25 protein-coding genes are annotated in these 20,138 nt (G+C 45.2%); 18 read left to right on the top strand and 7 right to left on the bottom strand.

Features of this window, described 5'->3' with window-relative positions:
- Positions 1-165: 165 nt before the first annotated feature.
- The 13 genes from HWY38_RS03090 to HWY38_RS03030 all read left to right on the top strand — a co-directional run bounded on the left by HWY38_RS03090 (position 166) and on the right by HWY38_RS03030 (position 10,786).
- A complete protein-coding gene (locus HWY38_RS03090) occupies positions 166-309 on the top strand; it encodes a hypothetical protein (RefSeq protein ID WP_003151259.1) in 144 nt (47 codons plus the stop codon).
- A 215-nt stretch (positions 310-524) separates the two neighbouring features.
- The gene (locus HWY38_RS03085) at positions 525-1,271 is read left to right on the top strand and encodes a YveK family protein (RefSeq protein ID WP_224181250.1); all 747 of its coding nucleotides are present in this window, start codon (positions 525-527) and stop codon (positions 1,269-1,271) included.
- On the top strand, positions 1,258-1,947 hold the full coding sequence (locus HWY38_RS03080; RefSeq protein ID WP_038460137.1) for a CpsD/CapB family tyrosine-protein kinase: 690 nt from the start codon (positions 1,258-1,260) through the stop codon (positions 1,945-1,947). Before HWY38_RS03085 ends, HWY38_RS03080 begins: the two co-directional genes overlap by 14 nt.
- Positions 1,948-1,992: 45 nt before the next feature.
- Entirely contained in the window at positions 1,993-2,757 is a 765-nt protein-coding gene (locus HWY38_RS03075) for a tyrosine-protein phosphatase (RefSeq protein WP_224181249.1), read from the top strand.
- Between the two features lie 200 nt (positions 2,758-2,957).
- Entirely contained in the window at positions 2,958-4,283 is a 1,326-nt protein-coding gene (locus HWY38_RS03070; protein ID WP_224181248.1) for a UDP-glucose dehydrogenase family protein, read from the top strand.
- A 63-nt stretch (positions 4,284-4,346) separates the two neighbouring features.
- Positions 4,347-5,135 carry a YwqG family protein gene (locus HWY38_RS03065; RefSeq protein WP_224181247.1) on the top strand — a complete coding sequence of 263 codons (789 nt, stop codon included), beginning with the start codon at positions 4,347-4,349 and terminating at the stop codon, positions 5,133-5,135.
- A gap of 278 nt (positions 5,136-5,413) precedes the next feature.
- Positions 5,414-5,848 (top strand): DUF5082 family protein, encoded by a 435-nt coding sequence (locus HWY38_RS03060; RefSeq protein ID WP_224181246.1) that lies wholly within the window; start codon positions 5,414-5,416, stop codon positions 5,846-5,848.
- Positions 5,848-6,108, top strand: a complete 261-nt coding sequence (locus tag HWY38_RS03055; protein WP_007614257.1) for a YwqI/YxiC family protein — start codon at positions 5,848-5,850, stop codon at positions 6,106-6,108. Before HWY38_RS03060 ends, HWY38_RS03055 begins: the two co-directional genes overlap by 1 nt.
- Positions 6,109-6,127: 19 nt before the next feature.
- Complete coding sequence (locus tag HWY38_RS19105) at positions 6,128-8,275, top strand: ribonuclease YeeF family protein (RefSeq protein WP_038460131.1); 2,148 nt, start codon at positions 6,128-6,130, stop codon at positions 8,273-8,275.
- 9 nt (positions 8,276-8,284) lie between these two features.
- Positions 8,285-8,722, top strand: a complete 438-nt coding sequence (locus HWY38_RS03045) for an SMI1/KNR4 family protein (RefSeq protein WP_038460129.1) — start codon at positions 8,285-8,287, stop codon at positions 8,720-8,722.
- 170 nt (positions 8,723-8,892) lie between these two features.
- Positions 8,893-9,333, top strand: a complete 441-nt coding sequence (locus tag HWY38_RS03040) for an SMI1/KNR4 family protein (protein WP_224181245.1) — start codon at positions 8,893-8,895, stop codon at positions 9,331-9,333.
- A 192-nt stretch (positions 9,334-9,525) separates the two neighbouring features.
- Entirely contained in the window at positions 9,526-10,029 is a 504-nt protein-coding gene (locus tag HWY38_RS03035) for a hypothetical protein (protein ID WP_101670480.1), read from the top strand.
- Positions 10,030-10,069: 40 nt separating this feature from the next.
- Complete coding sequence (locus HWY38_RS03030; protein WP_224181244.1) at positions 10,070-10,786, top strand: endonuclease V; 717 nt, start codon at positions 10,070-10,072, stop codon at positions 10,784-10,786.
- An 87-nt stretch (positions 10,787-10,873) separates the two neighbouring features.
- On the opposite strand, the gene HWY38_RS03025 is transcribed toward HWY38_RS03030, so the two are convergent.
- The gene (locus HWY38_RS03025; RefSeq protein WP_224181243.1) at positions 10,874-11,755 is read right to left on the bottom strand and encodes a LysR family transcriptional regulator; all 882 of its coding nucleotides are present in this window, start codon (positions 11,753-11,755) and stop codon (positions 10,874-10,876) included.
- Between the two features lie 122 nt (positions 11,756-11,877).
- Between HWY38_RS03025 and HWY38_RS03020 the strand changes: the two genes are divergently transcribed.
- Positions 11,878-12,423, top strand: coding sequence for a flavodoxin family protein (locus HWY38_RS03020; RefSeq protein ID WP_224181242.1), 546 nt, complete (start codon positions 11,878-11,880; stop codon positions 12,421-12,423).
- A complete protein-coding gene (locus tag HWY38_RS03015) occupies positions 12,420-12,638 on the top strand; it encodes a hypothetical protein (RefSeq protein WP_017418770.1) in 219 nt (72 codons plus the stop codon). The genes HWY38_RS03020 and HWY38_RS03015 overlap by 4 nt, the downstream gene beginning before the upstream one ends.
- A 26-nt stretch (positions 12,639-12,664) precedes the next feature.
- Here HWY38_RS03015 and chrA read toward each other — a convergent pair whose 3' ends face one another.
- Genes chrA through HWY38_RS03000 form a run of 3 tightly spaced genes read right to left on the bottom strand, consistent with a single transcriptional unit; the run spans position 12,665 to position 14,278 of the window.
- Positions 12,665-13,201, bottom strand: coding sequence for a chromate resistance efflux protein ChrA (chrA, locus tag HWY38_RS03010; RefSeq protein WP_224181241.1), 537 nt, complete (start codon positions 13,199-13,201; stop codon positions 12,665-12,667).
- Entirely contained in the window at positions 13,198-13,788 is a 591-nt protein-coding gene (gene chrB, locus HWY38_RS03005) for a chromate efflux transporter subunit ChrB (protein ID WP_007407538.1), read from the bottom strand. The genes chrA and chrB overlap by 4 nt, the downstream gene beginning before the upstream one ends.
- A gap of 13 nt (positions 13,789-13,801) precedes the next feature.
- Positions 13,802-14,278: an Lrp/AsnC family transcriptional regulator gene (locus tag HWY38_RS03000; protein ID WP_007407537.1), complete on the bottom strand. Its 477-nt coding sequence runs from the start codon at positions 14,276-14,278 to the stop codon at positions 13,802-13,804.
- Positions 14,279-14,485: 207 nt separating this feature from the next.
- Between HWY38_RS03000 and ggt the strand changes: the two genes are divergently transcribed.
- Positions 14,486-16,063: a gamma-glutamyltransferase gene (gene ggt / locus HWY38_RS02995; RefSeq protein ID WP_224181240.1), complete on the top strand. Its 1,578-nt coding sequence runs from the start codon at positions 14,486-14,488 to the stop codon at positions 16,061-16,063.
- A gap of 7 nt (positions 16,064-16,070) precedes the next feature.
- On the opposite strand, the gene HWY38_RS02990 is transcribed toward ggt, so the two are convergent.
- From HWY38_RS02990 to cotG, 3 genes are all read right to left on the bottom strand, one after another.
- Positions 16,071-16,361, bottom strand: coding sequence for a DUF4181 domain-containing protein (locus tag HWY38_RS02990; protein WP_317986211.1), 291 nt, complete (start codon positions 16,359-16,361; stop codon positions 16,071-16,073).
- A 204-nt stretch (positions 16,362-16,565) separates the two neighbouring features.
- Positions 16,566-17,186 (bottom strand): flavin reductase family protein, encoded by a 621-nt coding sequence (locus HWY38_RS02985; RefSeq protein WP_032876047.1) that lies wholly within the window; start codon positions 17,184-17,186, stop codon positions 16,566-16,568.
- A gap of 156 nt (positions 17,187-17,342) precedes the next feature.
- Positions 17,343-17,870 carry a spore coat protein CotG gene (gene cotG / locus HWY38_RS02980; RefSeq protein ID WP_224181238.1) on the bottom strand — a complete coding sequence of 176 codons (528 nt, stop codon included), beginning with the start codon at positions 17,868-17,870 and terminating at the stop codon, positions 17,343-17,345.
- Positions 17,871-18,010: 140 nt separating this feature from the next.
- Here cotG and HWY38_RS02975 point away from each other — a divergent pair, with 140 nt between their 5' ends.
- Both HWY38_RS02975 and HWY38_RS02970 read left to right on the top strand, forming a co-directional pair.
- Positions 18,011-19,105 carry a CotH kinase family protein gene (locus tag HWY38_RS02975; protein WP_224181237.1) on the top strand — a complete coding sequence of 365 codons (1,095 nt, stop codon included), beginning with the start codon at positions 18,011-18,013 and terminating at the stop codon, positions 19,103-19,105.
- Between the two features lie 122 nt (positions 19,106-19,227).
- Positions 19,228-20,121: a spore coat protein gene (locus HWY38_RS02970; RefSeq protein ID WP_101670490.1), complete on the top strand. Its 894-nt coding sequence runs from the start codon at positions 19,228-19,230 to the stop codon at positions 20,119-20,121.
- Positions 20,122-20,138 lie beyond the last annotated feature (17 nt).

The raw sequence follows: 20,138 nt of genomic DNA, 5'->3' as shown, positions 1-20,138 counted from the left end.
CAATTCCTCTATTATATCGCAACACATGGCCCGGAAAAAGTTTTTCCTAAAAAAGGACATAAAAACCCGGATGTGTCGAATGATGTATTAGAGATTGCAAAACAGCACCCGACAGCATATAATAATCTTGTTTTCAATTTAATGGAAGCCGAAAGGAAACGAATGATGAAGAAAACGAAGTTAGATCAAGAGGAGTTTCTGAAGATTTTAATGCATGCGCACGACATTGGTGAGCAGTCCTCTGAGATGACCACAAAAGAAATGCTTGAGAATTTGATTTCTTATATTAAAAATGGATATGCAACATAAAATCCCGCAGGCTCTTGGCCGCGGGATTTTTTAATCTTCCTGTAACACCAGTATTTAAAGCGCTTACAAAAATAAAACAGGTTGAAGTGATTGTCTATTTTTGTCGAATTTTGTCATTTGAAAAGGTTAGAAATGACAGTTTAAAGCTGTATAATCGTAATTGGAAAAGATCATTGGAGGGAATGGGAATACGCGGATAGTGATATGGAGGTTATATGGGAGAATCTACAAGCATAAAGGAAATATTCGCAATACTGAGAAAGCGTCTGCTGTTTATACTTATTATTACCGCGGCGGCATCTGCCGCAGGCGGACTCATCAGTTTCTTCGCTCTTACGCCGGTCTATGAAAACTCAACTCAAATTTTGGTCAGTCAATCCAAAAACAATCAAAAAGAAGTCCAATTCAATGACGTTCAAACCAACCTCCAATTAATCAACACGTATAATGTCATCATCAAAAGCCCGGTCATCCTCGATGAGGTGATTAAACAGCTGCATCTGTCCATGACTTCGAAAGAGCTGGAATCGAAAATCACGGTGTCCAGCGAGCAGGATTCACAAGTCGTGACGATCGCCGTGAGGGATACGGATGCTAAGCGGGCGGCCGTTATGGCAAATGCGGTTGCAGCCGTTTTTCAGGACAAGATCACCGCCATCATGAACGTGGATAATGTCAGCATCCTTTCAAAGGCCGAAGCGGCGGACAGCCAGTCACCGGCAGAGCCTAACCGTAAGCTGAACATCGCGATTGCGTTTGCCGCCGGACTTTTGGGCGGAATCGGTCTCGCCTTTTTGCTGGAACATCTGGATAATACGATCAAGTCGGAAGAACAGCTGGAATCGCTGCTCGGCATCCCGGTCCTGGGAACGGTTACTTCAATCAGTACTAAAGACAGCGTTGCCAAAAACTTGAGGATGGCGGAAACCAAACAAGCGGGGGGCGGACATGTTGACGCGTAAAAAAGACAAACTCGGAAAACGAAGCGTGATTGCGATGTCTGAGCCGAAATCCATCAACTCAGAACAATATCGCACGATCCGCACAAACATTGAATTTTCTTCCGTTGATACGGAGGTGAAGTCCCTTTTGATCACATCCGCCGGCCCGGAAGAAGGAAAATCGACAACCGCGGCCAACCTTGCCGTCGTATTTGCACAGCAGGGGAAAAAAGTGCTTTTAATTGATGCGGATCTGCGCAAACCGACGGTTCATTTCACCTTCAAATTGGATAACGGAACCGGATTAACGTCACTGCTGTTAAAACAGATGCCGTTTCAGAAAGCCGTCCTGCCGGCTGATGAAGCAAACCTGGATATTTTAACGAGCGGGCCGATCCCGCCCAATCCGGCGGAGCTTTTATCGACGGGTGCCATGAAAGATCTTCTGTCAGAAGCCGCCGCAGTTTATGATAAGGTGATTTTGGATACGCCTCCCGTTTTGGCCGTAGCAGATACGAAAATATTAGGCAGCTACACTGACGGGGCCATTATGGTGATCTCAAGCGGGAAAACGGACAAGGAAAAAGCGGCCAAGGCGAAAGAAGCGCTCGATTACTGCCCGTGCAAGCTCCTTGGGGCCGTGATGAACGGGAAGAAACAAACGAAACACTCGGACTACGCCTATTACGGACAATAATGTCATAATGGGCGCGGTCCATTCTTTTTAAGGAGGGATTGAAATATGATAGATATCCATTGTCACATCCTTCCTTCCATAGACGACGGCGCGGCGGATGATACAGAAAGTCTGAAGATGGCGAGAGAAGCGGTCAGACAGGGGATTGATACGATCATCGCGACGCCGCATCATGTGAAATACCGCTATGACACGGACCGGCATACGGTCAACGAAGCGGTCAGCCTGTTAAACAAACGTTTGAACAAGGAAGGCATACCGCTGACTGTTCTGCCCGGCCAGGAAATCAGAATAGACGGAGATCTGCTGGCAGGTCTTCAAAGCGGCTCGCTTGTCCCGCTCCATGATACAAAGTATGTGCTGACGGAATTTCCGGCGGATCATGTCCCGGCCTACGCTGAAAGGCTGTTTTATGAACTGCAGCTGAACGGATATGTCCCCGTCATCGCCCATCCGGAGCGGAACAGAGAAATTCGCGAAAACCCTTCCGTCCTATACAGTCTTGTGAAGAAAGGCGCGGCCGCCCAAGTGACGGCCGGCTGCATTGCCGGAGCATTCGGGCGGAAAGCGAAATCCTTTTCGCTGCAGCTGATTGAAGCGAATTTGATCCACTTTCTCGCATCTGACGCCCATAACCTCGGACCGAGAAATTTTTATTATCAGGAGGCGCTCGGCGTTCTGAAAAAAGAAGCAGGGACAGAGCTGATTTACATGCTCACGGAAAATGCGGCGCTTCTCGCTGAAAACAAAGCCGTTTATAAGGAACCTCCGCTGCCTGTGGCCCGCCGTAAGCGCTGGGGTCTTTTTTAATCGTCGTCTCCATCCCGTTTAAATAAAGCGTAAGCGGCTGTTTTGCAAGATGATTCTTTTATGCTTATGCTTATTATCAGCGGCCGGCGCCGTTTTTTCCTATCATGACCTCAGGCTTCCGGCATTCAGCCGGCGCCGGGATCATATGATAATAACGGTAAGCTGCCCAGCAGCAATTTCTAAACGGTTGGGGGAACACGATGAAAATAACAGTGATCGGAACAGGCTACGTCGGTCTTGTGACAGGAGTGTCTCTTTCAGAAATCGGCCATGACGTAACATGCATAGATATTGACGAACGTAAGGTTGAGCAGATGAGAAAGGGATTGTCCCCTATCTTTGAACCGGGTCTTGAAGATATGATGAAACGAAATATCGGCCGGCATCGGCTGGCATTTGAAACAAGCTACGAAAAAGGGCTTGCGGAAGCGGACGTTATTTTTATAGCGGTCGGAACGCCGCAAAAAGAAGACGGGCACGCAAACCTTACTTATATTGAAAATGTCGCCGAACGGATTGCCGAACATATTTCTAAAGATGCGATCGTCGTGACAAAAAGCACGGTTCCCGTGGGAACGAATGACAGGATCAGCGAAGTTATTCAGTCACGGCTGAAAGCGGACGTGAACATTTCAATCGCCTCGAACCCGGAATTTCTCCGTGAAGGTTCGGCGATTCATGATACCTTTCACGGCGACCGCATTGTGATCGGGGCTGAAGACCGGCAGACGCGGGAAACGCTTGACCGGGTTTTCGGGCCGCTTGCGATTCCGGTATATCATACGGACATCAGAAGCGCTGAGATGATCAAATATGCGTCAAACGCATTTTTAGCGGCAAAAATCAGTTTTATTAATGAAATTTCTCATATATGTGAAAAAGTCGGTGCGGATGTGGAATCAGTCGCACACGGAATGGGATTGGATAAACGGATCGGCAATCAATTCTTAAGAGCTGGCATCGGTTACGGCGGTTCCTGCTTTCCGAAGGATACAAACGCCCTCGTGCAGATCGCAGGACATGTGGAGCATGATTTTGAATTGCTGAAGTCCGTCATTAAGGTCAACAATAACCAGCAGTCCATGCTGGTTGATAAAGTGCTGAACAGGCTCGGCGGTGTGACGGGGAAAACCATCGCGTTATTAGGGCTGTCTTTTAAGCCGAATACAGATGATATGCGGGACGCGCCGTCCATTGTCATTGCGGATCGTCTGGCGGCTCTTGATGCCCGGATGACAGCGTACGATCCGATTGCTTCATTCCGGGCTTCCGGGCTGCTTCCGGCTGCGGTTTCCTATCGGGAGTCTATAGAAGAAGCGGTCAGGGGAGCGGATGCCGTCCTGATTCTGACAGATTGGGAACAAATTAAACATTTTCCGCTTGAAGCGTACAAAGAGCTGATGGAAACCCCGGTTATTTTCGACGGGAGAAACTGCCACTCGCTTGAGGAAGCGGAACAGGCGGGCGTGGAATATATCTCAATCGGAAGAAGAGCCGTCGTGCCTCAGACTGATTCTGTCACTTGAAAGGCCGGCGGACCGCGCCGGCCTTTTATCATACAATCATTAGAGACGAAGGGGATATTAATCGTGGAAAACACATGGAAATTGCCGAAGCAAATGGAATCATCCCGCGGTCTGCTGGAAACGTCAGCACGGCGCTTTATCAAACTGCACGTCAAAAAAGCTGAAACGGGTCGGTATGACAGTAAAATTGCCGGAGACCCCTATTTTCCGAAACATGAACCATACCCTGAAGATGAAAGCGGCAGGCCGATGAAGCTTCTCGCTCAAATCAATTTTGCGGATATGCCCGGACTCCCTGATTTTCCGGACACCGGCATTCTTCAGTTTTACATATCGGTCAGTGATGACGTATACGGTTTGAATTTTGACGACGGGTGCGCGCAAACGGGTTTCTGCGTCAAATATTTTGAACATGTGACAGCAGAAGAAGCGGAGCTCATGGACGATTTTTCTTTCGTTCAGGTTGAAGAGGAGTACGATTTTCCGATTCAATCCGAAGCGCTGATCACCCCTGAGCTGTCTGCTGAATGGGTGCTCCCGTCTGATTTTCAATTCAGGCAGTATGCCGGGATGGATGCCTTTGACTATTTCGAGCAGTTTGACGATGAGGTGTATGACGAATATACCGCGAACGCATTCGGCCATAAAATCGGCGGCTATGCGTCCTTTACCCAGGAAGATCCGCGGTCTTACTCCCATCAAAACCATACGATTCTGCTTTTGCAAATTGATTCAGATGATGACATTGATTCGATGTGGGGAGATGTGGGAATCGCCAATTTCTTTATCAGACCGGAAGATTTGAAGAAAAAAGATTTCTCAAACGTTTTGTACAACTGGGACTGCAATTAACGACAGTATGATGATCTTGATACAAGGCTAAGGAGACGGTTAATCACTGTCTCCTTTTTTTAGGGAATTTATCATGGATACATAGAGGAGATCAATGAATGGATATGCCGTTTATGTGAGTCTTTTGGCGTTAATGATGAACATCTCGGCTGTTGAAAATAAGCCATTTAACCTATTTAAGCTGCTTTCTGTCTATTTTAAAATATAATATATGGAAATATAGTATGGAAAAGTCTGTGCTTTTTGTACGACTTTTTGCGTAAGACGAGGTGAAAAAGATGAGCCATTCAAGCACATTAAGCCATATTAACAGCACAATCAGCCATAAACTGGGCGAGGTTGAACACCAAATTGATAAATTAAAAGAAGCGAAAAAAGAGATAGAATCTCTGCAGGAAGAGGGCGTGTCTGAAATCAGGGACATCCTCAGGCCGCACCTGGACCATCATTGGACCGGCACTTTTGCTGAAGAATTTGATGACCGGCGCGATCAGGCCCATACAGAAGCATACAGAATCGTTACAGACAAATACGACGGTTATATTTACCGAATCGGCTTAAAGATGACACAGCTTGAAATTGAAAAAGGAGGGCTCCTTGCCGCCAGAAGCATCGCGAGAGAGGCAGAGCACCTGCTGACGCTGGGAGAAGAAGCCCTTGACACAGTCGGAGAAAAAATACAATCAATCAAAAGAAGCTGGAGTTGGTTTTAATGGCAGAAATAAAACTCAAATACGGAGCTGTCATGAAGCAGCTTGAATCCGTCAGCAGCGCTTTGGAGGCCGTTTCGATCGGGAACGCCGGTTCAAACGGAAAAAACAAGCTCGACTATACCTCCAAATACCAATCCCGCGAGGCAAAGCTTGTATCGATGATCAGCGAATACAAGCAGGCCGTTCATAAGAATATCGCGGACGTTAAAGACAACGTAGATTCTTTGAAAGAACAGGACGAGGCGATCGCCGTAAAATAACGAAAGAAAGGACTTGCCGATGAGCAAAGTGTTTGAATCACAATCGTTAACGGACGAAGCAGATAAGAGAAAGAAACAATACGAAGCCCTTGAAGAGCAGCTGCGTGCGCTCAAACAAGCCTTTCAAGGCGTGGCCGATCTGGGTGATGCTTTGAAAGGGAAAGGCGCAGACAATATAAAAGATTTTTTTCAGGGACAAGCGGAAATCGCCGACAGCTGGCTGACGCTTGTCTCTGCTCAAATTGCGTTTTTAAATGGCATTTCAGGTGACATTAAAGATCAAGAACTCAGCGATACATATGCGGAGACTTCATTTTTGGAGCATGAGCTGCCCAATGCGGATTTGAAAGCTTCAGAGATTGTCTCCGCTCATAAAGCAGAAATCGATTCAATTTTGTCAGGCATCAGCGATATTATTCATCTCGACACATATACGCTGGATGATTACGCTGATAAAATGGGCGATGCCCAGAAAACCAGACGCGACACGATCACGGCAGTCGATACGCTTGATGAATCCCTGACCGCTGAATATCAAAACTTAGAATCTCTGGACAACGCAGTGCTCAGCAAATATTCCGTTCTCATGCAAGCCACCAGCAACGGGAAAAGCGCATCCCCTATGTACTATGACAAAAAAGCCTTCCACAGCAATGAAATCTACAAAAGCGTCATGGCGACAGAAAAACAGGGAACGGACTATATTGACGCAAAAGCCCAGCAGGCCGAAGCAAGACGGCTTCAGGAAAAGGCTGAAGAAGAAGCCAATAAACCATGGTACGAAAAAACATGGGACGGCATCTGCAACTTTACCGGCGAAGTCACCGGCTATTATGATTATAAAAGAGCAGCCGAAGGCGTTGATCCGGTTACCGGCGAAAAACTCTCCACCGCAGAACGCGTCACAGCAGGAGCGATGGCCGCCGCCGGATTCATACCGGTCGTCGGCTGGGCGGGCCGCGCTTTCAAAGGCGGAAAAGCCATTTATAAAACCGGAAAAACCGTCATTGCCGCAGAACATGCTTTAGATGCCTATAAAACCGGAAAATCCTTAGACATTCTCAAAATGACAGAAATGGGCGCATACGGTCTTGTCGCCTCAAACGGATTCACAGAAGCCGTCACAGGCCGTGATATGTTCGGAAACAAAGTGTCTGAGGAGAAGCGGAAGCAAGGGGCGCTGGAAGCTGCGCTGAGTTTGGTTGGAGCGGGCAGTCTGGCCAAATCGGTTGATCATAGTGTATCAATGTATCGAAATGTGGATAAAGGTTCGACAGTTAAAGTGAAACTATCAGATATACGACATGTCGTGAATCCGACCCATGTGAAAAAAGTAGCTCATCAAACCTATCAATCAGTTACAAAACGATCTTTATCGGTGATAGAATCAGCTGGTGAAACCGTACTTTTTGCGAAACAGCTGATGGGAACATTCCGAAATCAGCCAGCATACGCATATGCTAAAAGCAGCCACTATACTGAGAGTTTGATTAATAAAGAAGCTGTCAAGAAAGTCGCACAGTATCCAGTTAATTACCTAAAACAAGTTGCTAAAGACCATATTCACTATATTACACAAACAGGGAAGGTATTCTATGATGCCTCGTCGAAAGTGTTTCGCACAAGCGATGGAAAATTTGCGAAAAAACCGAAAGCAGATCATGTAGAAGAGCCTAAGGTGCTGAAAGTTGAGAGGCAAAAAACAGACGTTCATAGTGAAGGCACTAAAGCTACTGGTGAACTAAATAAAGACTTAGCGAAAGCATATCTCAGAGATATAGAAGCCAAAACTGGACGAAAGGTTTGTAAAGAGCAGATCGACCATATAAAAGAAGCTTTAAGAAATAATAACTATGAGAAATTAACACCAAAAGAAACAGCTAAGCATAGGAGCAAATTCACATCAAGTTTGAAAGATAGATTGATTGCAGAATGGGAAGAAAAAACCAATCAAAAGTGGCCTAGATATACAGAAGAGGTTTTTGATAAGCATGGAGAAGTTGCCCGAAGTATTGGTCAACCGTACGATGCCCATCATATCATAGAGAACAACTTTGGTGGCCCTCACGAATGGTGGAATATTCATCCGGCAAAATATCCGGATGAACACCAAGCGGGTATACATGGAAAGGGAGCACCATCAGGAAAACTTTTTCCAAGGAGGTAAAAATAGTTCATGGCTGAATTTGAATTTATAAATCATTTAGAAAATAAAACATATAAGGTACCTGAAGAGGATATATTAAAAGCTGAACAAAGAATGAACGTAGATATTCCAAATGATTTAAAACAACTATATTTAGAAGTCGGTTATGGTTTTATTAAAGGTGAAAGTGATAATGCAATTAATAGGATATTGGGGCCAGGGGCAGTAGCCGACATTAGACTAAGAGAAGGAATTTTTGAGTTTGACCCAGATTTAGATGAAATTTATGATGATGAAAATAAACTTATTTTTTTTGAAGTAAACGAGGGTGTTTATATTTCTATAGATTTACAATTGGAAAATAATCCAATATTTTATTTTGACACTCAAATAGCTGAATCGTTAGAGGATTTTTTTAAAAAGTTCCTCAATGATAACGAATATTATATTGATTTAATTGAGGATTAGACTTAAAAATTGGATAGTTAGAAGAATTAATTGACCTTGATTGGCTAGTGAAGCCTTTCAAGGTTTTTTACAAATGAATTGTTATTTTCTGTTTAAGATGACTTAAATGTCTGTTGGGCTATGAACCCGTCACAGGAGAAAAACTCTCCACTCAAAGGAGGTAAATAATTGTGAAATATGATTTTATTAAAACTTACAAGGAAAATACATTTTATCCGGTAAGCGAGAATGAAATTTTAGAAGTAGAAAATAAGTTGGGATCAAGGTTACCTTATGATTTGAGACAGTTTCTTCTAGAGGTTGGTTACGGCTTTCTAAAAAAATCAGAATATAATATTAATCGCATTCTTGGACCTGCTTCAATTAGAGATGCAAGATTAAAAGTTAATGACTTTGAGTTTTATCCAGATATAGAAGTTTATGAGGAACTTGAAGAAGATAAATTGATTTTTTTTGAAGCAAATGAAAGTGCTTTATTGTTAATTGCATTAGGCAATGAACAAAACAATTCAATATATCACGATGATATAAAAATTGCAGATTCATTAGAAGAGTTTTTAATAGAGCTTATGAAAAATGATAAATATTATCTTGATTTAATTGAGGATTAGACTTATAAGAGGGAATGGTTAGAAGAATTAATTAAACTTGATGGCTGCTGAAGCCTTTCAAGGTTTTTTCATAGGTGAATTGTTGTTTTCTGTTTTGTAAATTCTGAATAACTTATTTGAATTTTAGGCTTTGTTCCGATTATCGGAGAGTTGGTAACCCTACGGTTGTACTTAGGAAAGGTGTATAAAGTAATGAAATACGGACATTATCATAATCAGGTAAAAGAAGTTATTGATTTTTCCAAAATCTTTAAAGCAGTTGCATCATCACATGATATCTCTTATTTTACTAAAATTATTAATGATGAAGAAAAAGCTAAGTACTATGCTTACGAAGATATAATTGGTGAAGATGAATATACGTGGAAAGATATAAAAGAAAACGAGATGAGTGAGGTATGGGGAAAATTTTATGAATTAAACGATGATCAAAAACCACAAAACCTAGACATGCTTCTGAAAATTTTTTCGGAAAATGTCAGAAGTGCTACGACTGAATTTAATACTTTTCTTGAAGAGATCGTAGCAGATCTAAATAATTGTGCAATAAATAGAGCAGTAAACGGGAAAACAGACAATTTTTTTGAAAAACTTTTCAAAATTTATAAAGCGGGCTATTTTCCATGTGGCTGGGATGGAGATTATCCTTACGGAAGTTTTATTGCGTTGTATATCGAAATGAAGAACTTGAATTGAAAAGACGATTTTAGAAATGAAAACGAGGAAAACAAGTGAAATGAAAATACATCAAATTCACGATTTTGATCTAAATGATGAATCGGATTTTATTCAAACACAACAATCCCTAATACATAAAATCAACCTATCCCCCGTCATCCATCCAGACTCCGTCAACACATGCGCAGGCGTCGACCTCGCTTATTGGGAGCGGGACGGGGAACCGTACGGCGTATGCAGTATCATCGTGATTGACGCTGATACAAAAGAAGTGATTGAAAAAGTGCACAGCATGGGGAAAATCAGCGTGCCGTATGTTTCCGGTTTTCTTGCGTTTCGCGAGCTGCCGCTGATCATTGAAGCGGCCGAAAAGCTGGAGGCGGAGCCGGATGTGTTTTTGTTTGATGGCAACGGGTATCTGCATTACAATCATATGGGCGTTGCCACCCATGCGGCTTTTTTTCTGGGTAAGCCAACGATAGGGATTGCGAAAACCTATCTCAAAATCAAAGGCTGCGATTTCAAGATGCCTGAAAATGAAGTCGGCGCCTACACCGATATTCTCATTGACGGCGAGGTATATGGCCGGGCGCTTCGGACACGGCGGGACGTGAAGCCTATCTTCTTGTCTTGCGGACATAACATTGATTTAGAAAGCAGCTATCAGATCACAATGAAAATGATCAATCGAGAAAGCAGGCTGCCGATCCCTGTCCGTCTGGCTGACCTTGAAACGCATGTTTTGCGAACGTTTTATCGGAAAAATCACGTGTAACACTTGGGGCTCTGAGCCACCAAGTGTTTTTTTTGTATGCCTGGTGTCTGCTTTATTAAAAACTTTGTTGTCCTTGCAGATAGGTTTTTATTTGAATGTTTTTCGCGTCAAATCGATAAAAGCCTTTAATGGCGCAGACATCCACTTGTCCTTATGCCATGCTAGTTGAGTAAAAACAGGACATTCATTCTGCCAGTTGAGTTCTTTCATCCGTCCTTCGGCAATATCGTCTTTTACTGTCATTTCAGGCAATAGTCCAATTCCAAGTCCGGCCATCACGCATTGTTTGATGGCTTCTATGCTGACGAATTCTAATTTGTTAGGGTAGACTCCGGCATCATGTAAAGTGTTCTCAAAGAGCGTGCGGTATGAACAGCCGTCCTCTGTCAGCAGAAGGGTTTCATTTTGAAGATCCTTCAATGTTGCTGGTGAGTCTGCTGCAAAAGGATGGTCATTGGCGGCTACCATTTTGATTTCATCCTGAATCAAAGATTCAACGTGCAGTGCGTCTTCCGTTCGGTTCACATCCAAGATGAAGGTGATATCAAGCTGGCCTTGTAAGAGCTGTTCTTTCGCTTGTTCGTTGGAAACATACGGTTTGAATATGAGCTTTACTTGAGGAAAAGCCTGTTTGAATTCTTTTATGATAGGCGGAAGGCGGTATGTGCACTGGCTTTCCGTCGCGCCGATTTTCAAGGTTCCGGTTGTTTCTCTTACTTGATTTGCGGCCATTTTTGCTTCTTCTGTTAACGCAATGATCTTCTCCGCATAGGATTTGAATGTTTTGCCGGCTTCTGTCAGGATGAGCCGCTTGCCGAGCCGTTCAAATAAAGGAGTCCCGATTTCTTCTTCAAGTGATTTGATCTGAGAGGTAACGCTTGATTGTGCATAGTTAAGCATCTTGGCGGTTAGGGTGAAGTTTACATGTTCTGCTGCGGTAATAAAGGTGATCAGCTGCTTCAATTCCATATGTTCTCGCCCTTTCTAAATCGGTTTTACCGATTGGAATAATCGAAATAATCATCTGTATTGATTGATAAATCCATTATATGATGAAGAAAATCATTCGTAAACAAAGGAGCAGATGCATCATGAAAATTGCGGTTATTAACGGCGGAACTCGGCCTGGCGGAAATACGGATATTCTTGCGGAGAAGGCTGTTCAAGGATTCGATGCAGAGCACATTCATTTGCGGAAATATCGAATCCGGCCAATTGAAGATCTGCGTCACGCCCAAGGCGGCTTTCATCCTGTTCAAGATGACTGCGATTCTATTATTGAGCGGATATTACCGTGCGATATTCTTGTATTCGCCACCCCGATTTATTGGTTTGGCATGTCAGGGACATTAAAGCTGTTTATTGATCGCTGGTCACAGACGCTGAGAGATCCGAGGTTTCCTGATTTTAAACAGCAAATGTCAGCGAAGCAGGCATATGTAACAGCAGTGGGAGGGGACAATCCTAAACTAAAAGGGCTGCCGCTGATTCAGCAATTTGAACATATTTTTCATTTTATGGGGATGTCCTTTAAAGGCTATGTGCTGGGAGAAGGCAATCGTCCCGGTGATATTCTTCATGATCATCAGGCGCTGAGCGCGGCGGGCAGCTTATTGAAAAGAAGTGATGCTCTATGAAGCTGCTGCTGGTTATCTCTGGTATGTTGATTCTCGCACTCTTTTTAGCTTGGAAAGCGCCGACTTCTGTTTGGATACAGGCTGAAACCAATTCGCCTCAGGTTCAGCAATTTGTGAGAATGGCAGGCGCAACGCTGCAAGTTAAGCAAATCATCAAGAGTGATGCAGGAGAAGAAACAGTTGTCATATCAAATGGTATTTCCGGGCCAAAATAAAAAAGCACCTGTCCAGGTGCTTTTCTTTATAAATGAGGAACCACAAGCCCTCCATACAAAAACGCCGCGATAATCAGAAAGGCCGGATGCATCTTGAATTTTGTCAAGGCAAGGAGGGAAATGCCCGCAATCACTAAGGATTGAATCCAGCCGATGGCTTTGATGCCGTCTGCGCCGATTTGCCAGGTAAGAATAAGCATCATGACGGCGATGACAGGCTGGACGGACAGCGTCATACCTTTGATGACGGGGGATTGGCGGAAGCGCTGAATGATGCGCAAGAGGACGATCAATGCGAGCGCCGACGGTACGACGGTAGCGATCAGCGCAATCAGGAACCCGGGCCACCCGCCTGCGCTGTAGCCGACATACGCCGCGATTTTGGTTGCGATCGGGCCCGGCAATGCGTTCGCAAGTGCGAGCATATTTGAGAATTGATCGTTTGAGAGCCAGCTGTATCTGTTGACGACTTCTTCAAACATCAGCGGGATCGACGCCGGTCCGCCTCCATATCCGAGTACGTTTGCGACAAAAAACGCCATAAATACATAAATCATGATCATGAGGCCGACATTCCTTTATCTTTTGAACGTTTATTTGTGATTTTGTCCTTTAATTTAAAATGAAACGCGCCGTACGCCAAGAAAATAATAATGACAAAGCCGGGATTGATCTGCAGCGTTTGCAGGCCGATAAAAGCGATGATAAAAAACAGGATGCCCGTGACCCAGCCGAAACCTTTAAGCGCTTTTTGGCCAAACTCGTACGCCATGATGCCGAGCATTACCGCAATCACCGGTGTTACAGCGCCAATCATGCCGGCAACAATTGCTGAGTGGCTTAAGACATTGACAGCCGCAAACAAGCCCGCCATAGCAAGACATGTAGGCAGAATGTGGGCGAGGGTTGCCAAGATTGCGCCTAACGTGCCTTTCAGCTTGAAGCCCAGATACGCAGCCATTTTTGTGGCAATCGGTCCGGGAAGCGCATTAGCGATCGCTAATATTTCTCCGAATTCATCATCATCTATCCATTTGTATTTATTGACGGCTTCATGGCGGATGAGCGGGATCACCGACGGGCCGCCCCCGAATCCGAGAATGCCCGTTCGGACCATCGCCGCCGTAATGTCCCAATAGGGATGTTTCATGGCTATGTCCTCCTTACAGCTTCATGCCCGTTCTGCTTTTATACCGTTTAATCAGCATTTGGCAGTCGACACTGACGACGCCTTTTTGCGTATAGAGCCGTTTTGTCAAAAACTCTTCCATCTCCTGATCATTTGCGAAAATGCCGTGCATATGCAGCTTGCTCGGTCCGGTCATATGATAAAGGCTTGTCACGGCCGGCTCCTTTTCAAGCTTTAATGCGGTTTCCTCCAAATACTGCGGCTCCACCTCCACATTAAAAAACACGGACACATGACGGCCGATTTTCGCCGGGTTGATGACAGCGGTGAATTTTTCAATGACACCGGCATCCAGTAAGTGCTGAATGCGGTGCTGAACCGCCACTCGCGACAGGTTAACCCGCTTTCCTACGTCTGTATAGGAAATCCTCCCTTCCTCGTGCAAAATCGAAAGAATCTGTTTATCCGTTTCATCAAGGACAAGATTCGGAATGCTGTATTCATGTTCCAACCCGCTTCACCTTCCTTCATTTGGTAGACATTATTGTATCATGAAACATTACGGTATGAAGGAGAAAATTTTTTATTGTTTTCGATATGTAATAACTTAGAATCATTTCTTATCGAAAAGTAAATAGTGTGTGAGATTTTCTTTCAGGAATGTGGATGGCCGCGAAGCCGCTTTTTATAATTGAGAAAATTTGTAAAGGGGCTTGCTATGAATACTTCAACCATCGGAACGAAACAAATGGTCGTCAGTCCGCATTATCTCGCTTCTCAGGCGGGGGCCGGCATTCTGGAAAAGGGCGGAAACGCGTTTGACGCGGCAGTGGCGGTCAGCGCCTGTCTGGCAGTCGTGTATCCGCATATGACGGGTCTTGGCGGGGATTCATTTTGGCTCACTTACCATAAAGAAACGGGACGAATCAAAGCTTATAACGGGAGCGGCCGTTCAGGGAAGCATGTGACGAGAGACTTGTATCGGGGCAGAGAAGCGATCCCTCTGCGCGGGACAGAAAGCGCCATTACCGTTCCGGGAATGGCGGACAGCTGGGATGCCGTGCTTTCGGCGTACGGGCGTCTTTCGCTCGCTGAGGTGCTGAAGCCAGCTCTTGATTATGCGGCAAACGGATTTCCGGTGTCCGCCGACCAGTGCGCCCACACAGAACGCAATCTCGCTCTTTTAGCCTCGACGCCTTACACCTCGGCCATTTTTACGAGAAACAAAAAAGCGCCCATGCCCGGTGAACGGTTTGTCCAGAAGGATCTGGCGGCCAGCTTGGAGCAGCTTGCCGAGAAAGGCAGAAGCGCTTTTTATGAAGGAGATCTCGCTCAACGCATCACATCCTTTCTGCAAAACAACGGCGGCCGTCTGACACTTGATGACTTTAAAACCCACCGCGGCGAGTGGACGAACCCGGTATCCTCCGATTACCGCGGGTGCAAAATCTATCAGGCTCCGCCGAATTCACAGGGCTTTACAGGCTTAATGACGCTCAATATATTGGAAAACTATGATTTTTCTCAGATCGAACACGGTTCCTTTGACTATTATCATCTGCTGATCGAGGCGCTGAAGAAGAGTTTTCAGCACCGGAATGAAGTGCTGACTGATCCGGCATTTTCTCATATTCCGCTGGATCGGCTGCTTGATAAACGGTATGCAAAGCAGCTGGCGGAAGAAATCGGTAACGTGGCTGCGCCGGCGGTAAGCCGGCCGGTCGGAAGCGACACTGCTTATGCCGCCGTCGCCGATGCGGAAGGAAATGCCGTTTCCTTTATTCAGAGCCTCTATTTCGAGTTCGGGTCTGCCGTTACAGCGGGGGAGACGGGCATTCTGCTGCAAAACCGCGGGTCATTTTTTTCGCTGGACGAATCCCATGTCAATACACTTGAACCCGGCAAGCGGACGTTCCACACCCTCATGCCGGCGATAGCCTGTAAAGAAGGAAAGCCGCACATCCTGTACGGAACCCAGGGAGGAGAAGGCCAGCCGCAAACTCAGACAGCGATGATTACGCGCATCATTGATTACAAAATGGACCCCCAGCAGGCGATCAATGAGCCGCGCTGGGTCTGGGGACGGACATGGGGAGAGGAGTATGAAGGGCTGAGGGTTGAAAGCAGAATCAGCCCTGAAACGAGAGAAGCCCTAAGGCAGAGCGGCCACCGCGTCGAGACCGTTGGTGATTTTGACGGGCTTATGGGCCATGCGGCAGCGATCGTCATTGATGAAGAAGGCTTTCTCCAAGGCGGTGCCGACCCGCGCGGCGACGGAGCGGCCGCAGGAGTATAGAGCTACGCTAACTGATAAAAAAAATAAGCACGCCAAGCGCGGCAGAAAGACCCGCGTAAAACGAATCGTACACATATTGCTTTTCCTCCCGCCGGTGCCGCCATTCCATTATGCCGGTGCAGCAAAATAGCATGAAAACAACTCCCGCAAATACGTACATTTCATTGGAAAAATTCACCGCTGCGATGCCCGTAATAAGCAGTGTGATTTCGATTAATCGATGTGTGCCGTTTATCGGCTTCTGCTTTTTAACAGGCTTTGGCAAATTGAGAACTTTGACGGCAAATACTTGAAACATAAGGCTGAGCAAAATAAATACGGCTGAAAAAATCAGTAACTGTCTGCCTCCTAAAAATGTGTCACTCGTTTCATACGGGTGAGGAGCTTGTAAGTTTCGGCATTCTATAAGACATTAGGCTGAGTTTAATGGTAAAAGACTCAAAAAGACCCCTTTCAAAAGGGGTATTTTTGACTAGTTTCTTCTATTATAATGGTTCCTGCTTCAGGTCGGGCGGACAAGCGTATATGTCTTCCCGAGTCTGGCGTATTCATTCCCCGCGAGCCTTGCCGCAGGCTTCAGCTCATCTGTCCGTATGTAGCCTTTATCGGCGTCATATACTTGGTCATTCAAATGAAAACAAACGACTCTGCCGATGATGAGGTCTGTCGTCGTTTCTCCGCTGTCATTTTGGAACGTAAGATGGCGTTCGAGTATACATTCAAATCTGACTTTTGCTTCTTTTATACCGGGAACGCTGATGCAAGCGCTGTCTGTCACAGAAAGGTCTGTCATGCCAAGCTCACTGACATCAGGATCAAGCCTTGCCGCCGTTTTGTTAATGTCTTCAATAATGGACTCATCACTGACGTGTACGACGAATTCCCGATGAGCGATTGCGTTTCTCGCGGTGTCTTTCTGCCGTCCGTCCGCGCGGCTGACTGAGATGGCCAGAAGCGGCGGTTCTGCGGAGACAACGTTATAGAAACTGAAGGGCGCCGCGTTTACGGCGCCGTTGATGGATGACCGCGTAGTGACAAATGCGATCGGCCGGGGAACGACTGTACCCGAAAGCAATTTGTAAGTGTCTTTTGCGTTCAGTTCGTCTGCTCGTAAGATATGCATGATTTCGGCCGCCTTTCTTTATCGTATGACCTGATTATACAGAAAGAAAATTCGGAAACACAACAAAAGAAAACCGGCTGCATATCTTATCACGTGGCATATATCTGATTGAGGAAAAAGGCTTCCGTTTAGCCGGCAGCCTATTTACGAATGGTGTTACTTGTAGTTTTTCTTTACAACCCAGATGTTCCCGTCTTTCCAGTACTCTGTTTTGCTGCAGTAATCGTCTTTTTTGCAAGGGTCTTTTTTATGAGGACGATAAGGTTTTTTCTGCGTGCGTTTTTTCTTGCGGCGGCATGATTTTTTGTGGCTGCGAGATTTTTTGTGAGACCGGCATGATTTTTTACGGCTGCGAGATTTTTTGTGAGAGCGGGATTTTTTATGGCTGCGAGATTTTTTGTGCGAACGGGATTTTTTATGGCTGCGAGATTTTTTGTGCGAACGGGATTTTTTATGGCTGCGAGATCTTTTGTGAGAGCGGGATTTTTTATGGCTGCGAGATTTTTTGTGAGAGCGGCACGATTTTTTATGGCTGCGAGATTTTTTGTGAGAACGGGATTTTTTATGCTTGCGAGATTTTCTCTTCTTACTGCTTTTTGGTTCTTGATACAAATAATCTTCCAATCCCTCGGTGCTTGCGGACTTTACTGCTTCTTCGATATCAGAATGGGAATAGTGGCCCATTTTGAAACCTCCTCATGATATATGTTTTAAGGATGCGATCCTTACTACCACATAGTACGCATGAATGAAAAAAGTGTATGTGTGATTCGCTGAGTTTTATATAAAAAGCACAGCCTAAATTAATACAGGGAGGGTTACTGATGAAAGACCAATCAACATTGCCTCTATACCAGCTGTTTATTCACCCGAAAGACTTAATGGAGCTGAAAAAAGACATTTGGGATGATGATCCGGTGCCCGCGGTGCTGAGAGTGAATCAAAAACGGCTTGACATTGATCTGGCGTACCGCGGCTCTCATATAAGAGATTTCAAGAAAAAATCGTATCACATCGCTTTTTATTCGCCGAAAACATTTCGCAGGGCGAAAGAGATACATTTAAACGCTGAATACAAAGATCCGTCGATGATGCGGAATAAACTGTCTCTCGATTTCTTCGCGGAGCTTGGGACGCTGTCACCAAAGGCAAATTTCGTAACCTTGCAAATCAATGGCAGACATGAGGGTGTGTATCTTGAGCTGGAGTCAGTGGATGAATATTTTCTGGCGAAACGGAATTTGGCGGAAGGGGCTGTTTTTTACGCGGTTGATGACGACGCCAATTTCTCCCTCGTCAGTGATCTGGAGCGGGATACGAAAACATCGCTCGAACTTGGTTATGAAAAGAAAACGGGAACGAAAGAAGACGATTTATACTTGCAGGATATGATCTATAAAATTAATACCGTGCCGAAGTCAGAGTTCAAGGGGGAGATCGTCAAACACTTGGACGCCGATAAGTATTTGCGGTGGCTTGCGGGCATCGTGTTTACCTCAAACTACGATGGATTTGTTCATAATTACGCTTTGTACCGGAATCATGAAACGGGACTTTTTGAAGTCATTCCGTGGGATTACGATGCGACTTGGGGAAGAGACATTCATGGTGATCGGATGGAGGCCGATTATGTCAGAATACAAGGGTTTAATACCTTGACTGCAAGGCTTCTGGATGAACCGTATTTCCGCAAAGCGTACAAACGGCTTTTGGAAGAGACGCTTCAGACCCGGTTTACCATTGAACATATGAAGCCGAAGGTCATGTCACTGTATGAGCAGATCAGGCCGCATGTCGCGAAGGATCCTTATAAGAAAGAGGAGATTGATAGCTTTGACCGGGAGCCTGAAGTGATTTGCGAATATATTAAGGAGCGGTCCGCCTTCATCAGCAGTGAGTTAGAGCGGTGGAATATCTGATTTGGAAATGAAGAAAGATTTTTTACAAATAGGCTGGTGAATCAGTTCCCGAAAATAATCGTGATACGTATATATGCATTATGCTTTTTACATTATGAGAAAAATGACTAGGAGGACAATAGATGAAACGCAATACGAAGCGGCAGCGGTCTGATGACAACTTTTTGCATGCGATGGAAGGAAAAGTAATTACTGTCTACCGGGGAGGTCCGGAGTCCAAGACAGGGAGATTAGCAGACATTCAATCGGATTATATCGCTCTTCAGGTTGATAATAAAATCGTTTATTATCAATGGAAACATGTGAAAAGTGTGACGGAAAATACGAGTGAAACCGTATCGCCGGCCGAAGCGGCAGAATGTGAAAAAGCTGATGATTTTCAAGACCTGATCAGCCGGATGACCAATCGCACGGTGCAATTGAATCAGGGAGGTCCGGAATCGAAAAGAGGAAAGCTTCACGAAACAGGGGATGATTTTCTCGTGCTGGAAACGGAAGATGACGGAATTGTATATTTTAACGCCGACCATGTCAAAAGCATCAGCGCGGAACAAGAAGAGGACGGCCAAGAGGAGGAGCGCCCGGAATTTGAAATGGCTGATGATTTTCACGGCATATTTAAACGCCTGATCCACAAATGGGTATCCATCAACCGCGGAGGTCCTGAAGCCGTTGAAGGTATACTTGTGGATAATTCCGACGGCCACTACACTCTTGTGAAAGATAAAGAAGTGCTGCGGATCTATCCTTTTCATATCAAGAGCATCAGCGAAGGGGCAAAAGGAGCAGCTAAAAAAGAGGAGAATAAAGACGGCGAGAATAAAGGTGAGAAAGAGAGCGCCGAAGAAGAAAAGCCGCATGAAGAAGAATCACGCGAAGAGCAGCGTACTTCCTCTAAAAAGTCGAAAAGATCATCAAGATCCGTTCGATCCTCAAAACGGGAGGAAGAGAACTCTTATAGCTACGCCACTGTATTAAGGACAATAGATTATCGGTGGAAACACGGCCGTAAATGATTGGAAAGATTGTCCGT

Source organism: Bacillus sp. KS1 (assembly GCF_020075515.1).
Lineage (GTDB): Bacteria > Bacillota > Bacilli > Bacillales > Bacillaceae > Bacillus > Bacillus velezensis.
The sequence above is the reverse complement of the archived record's forward strand: the minus strand, read 5'-3'. Positions and strand labels throughout refer to the sequence as shown.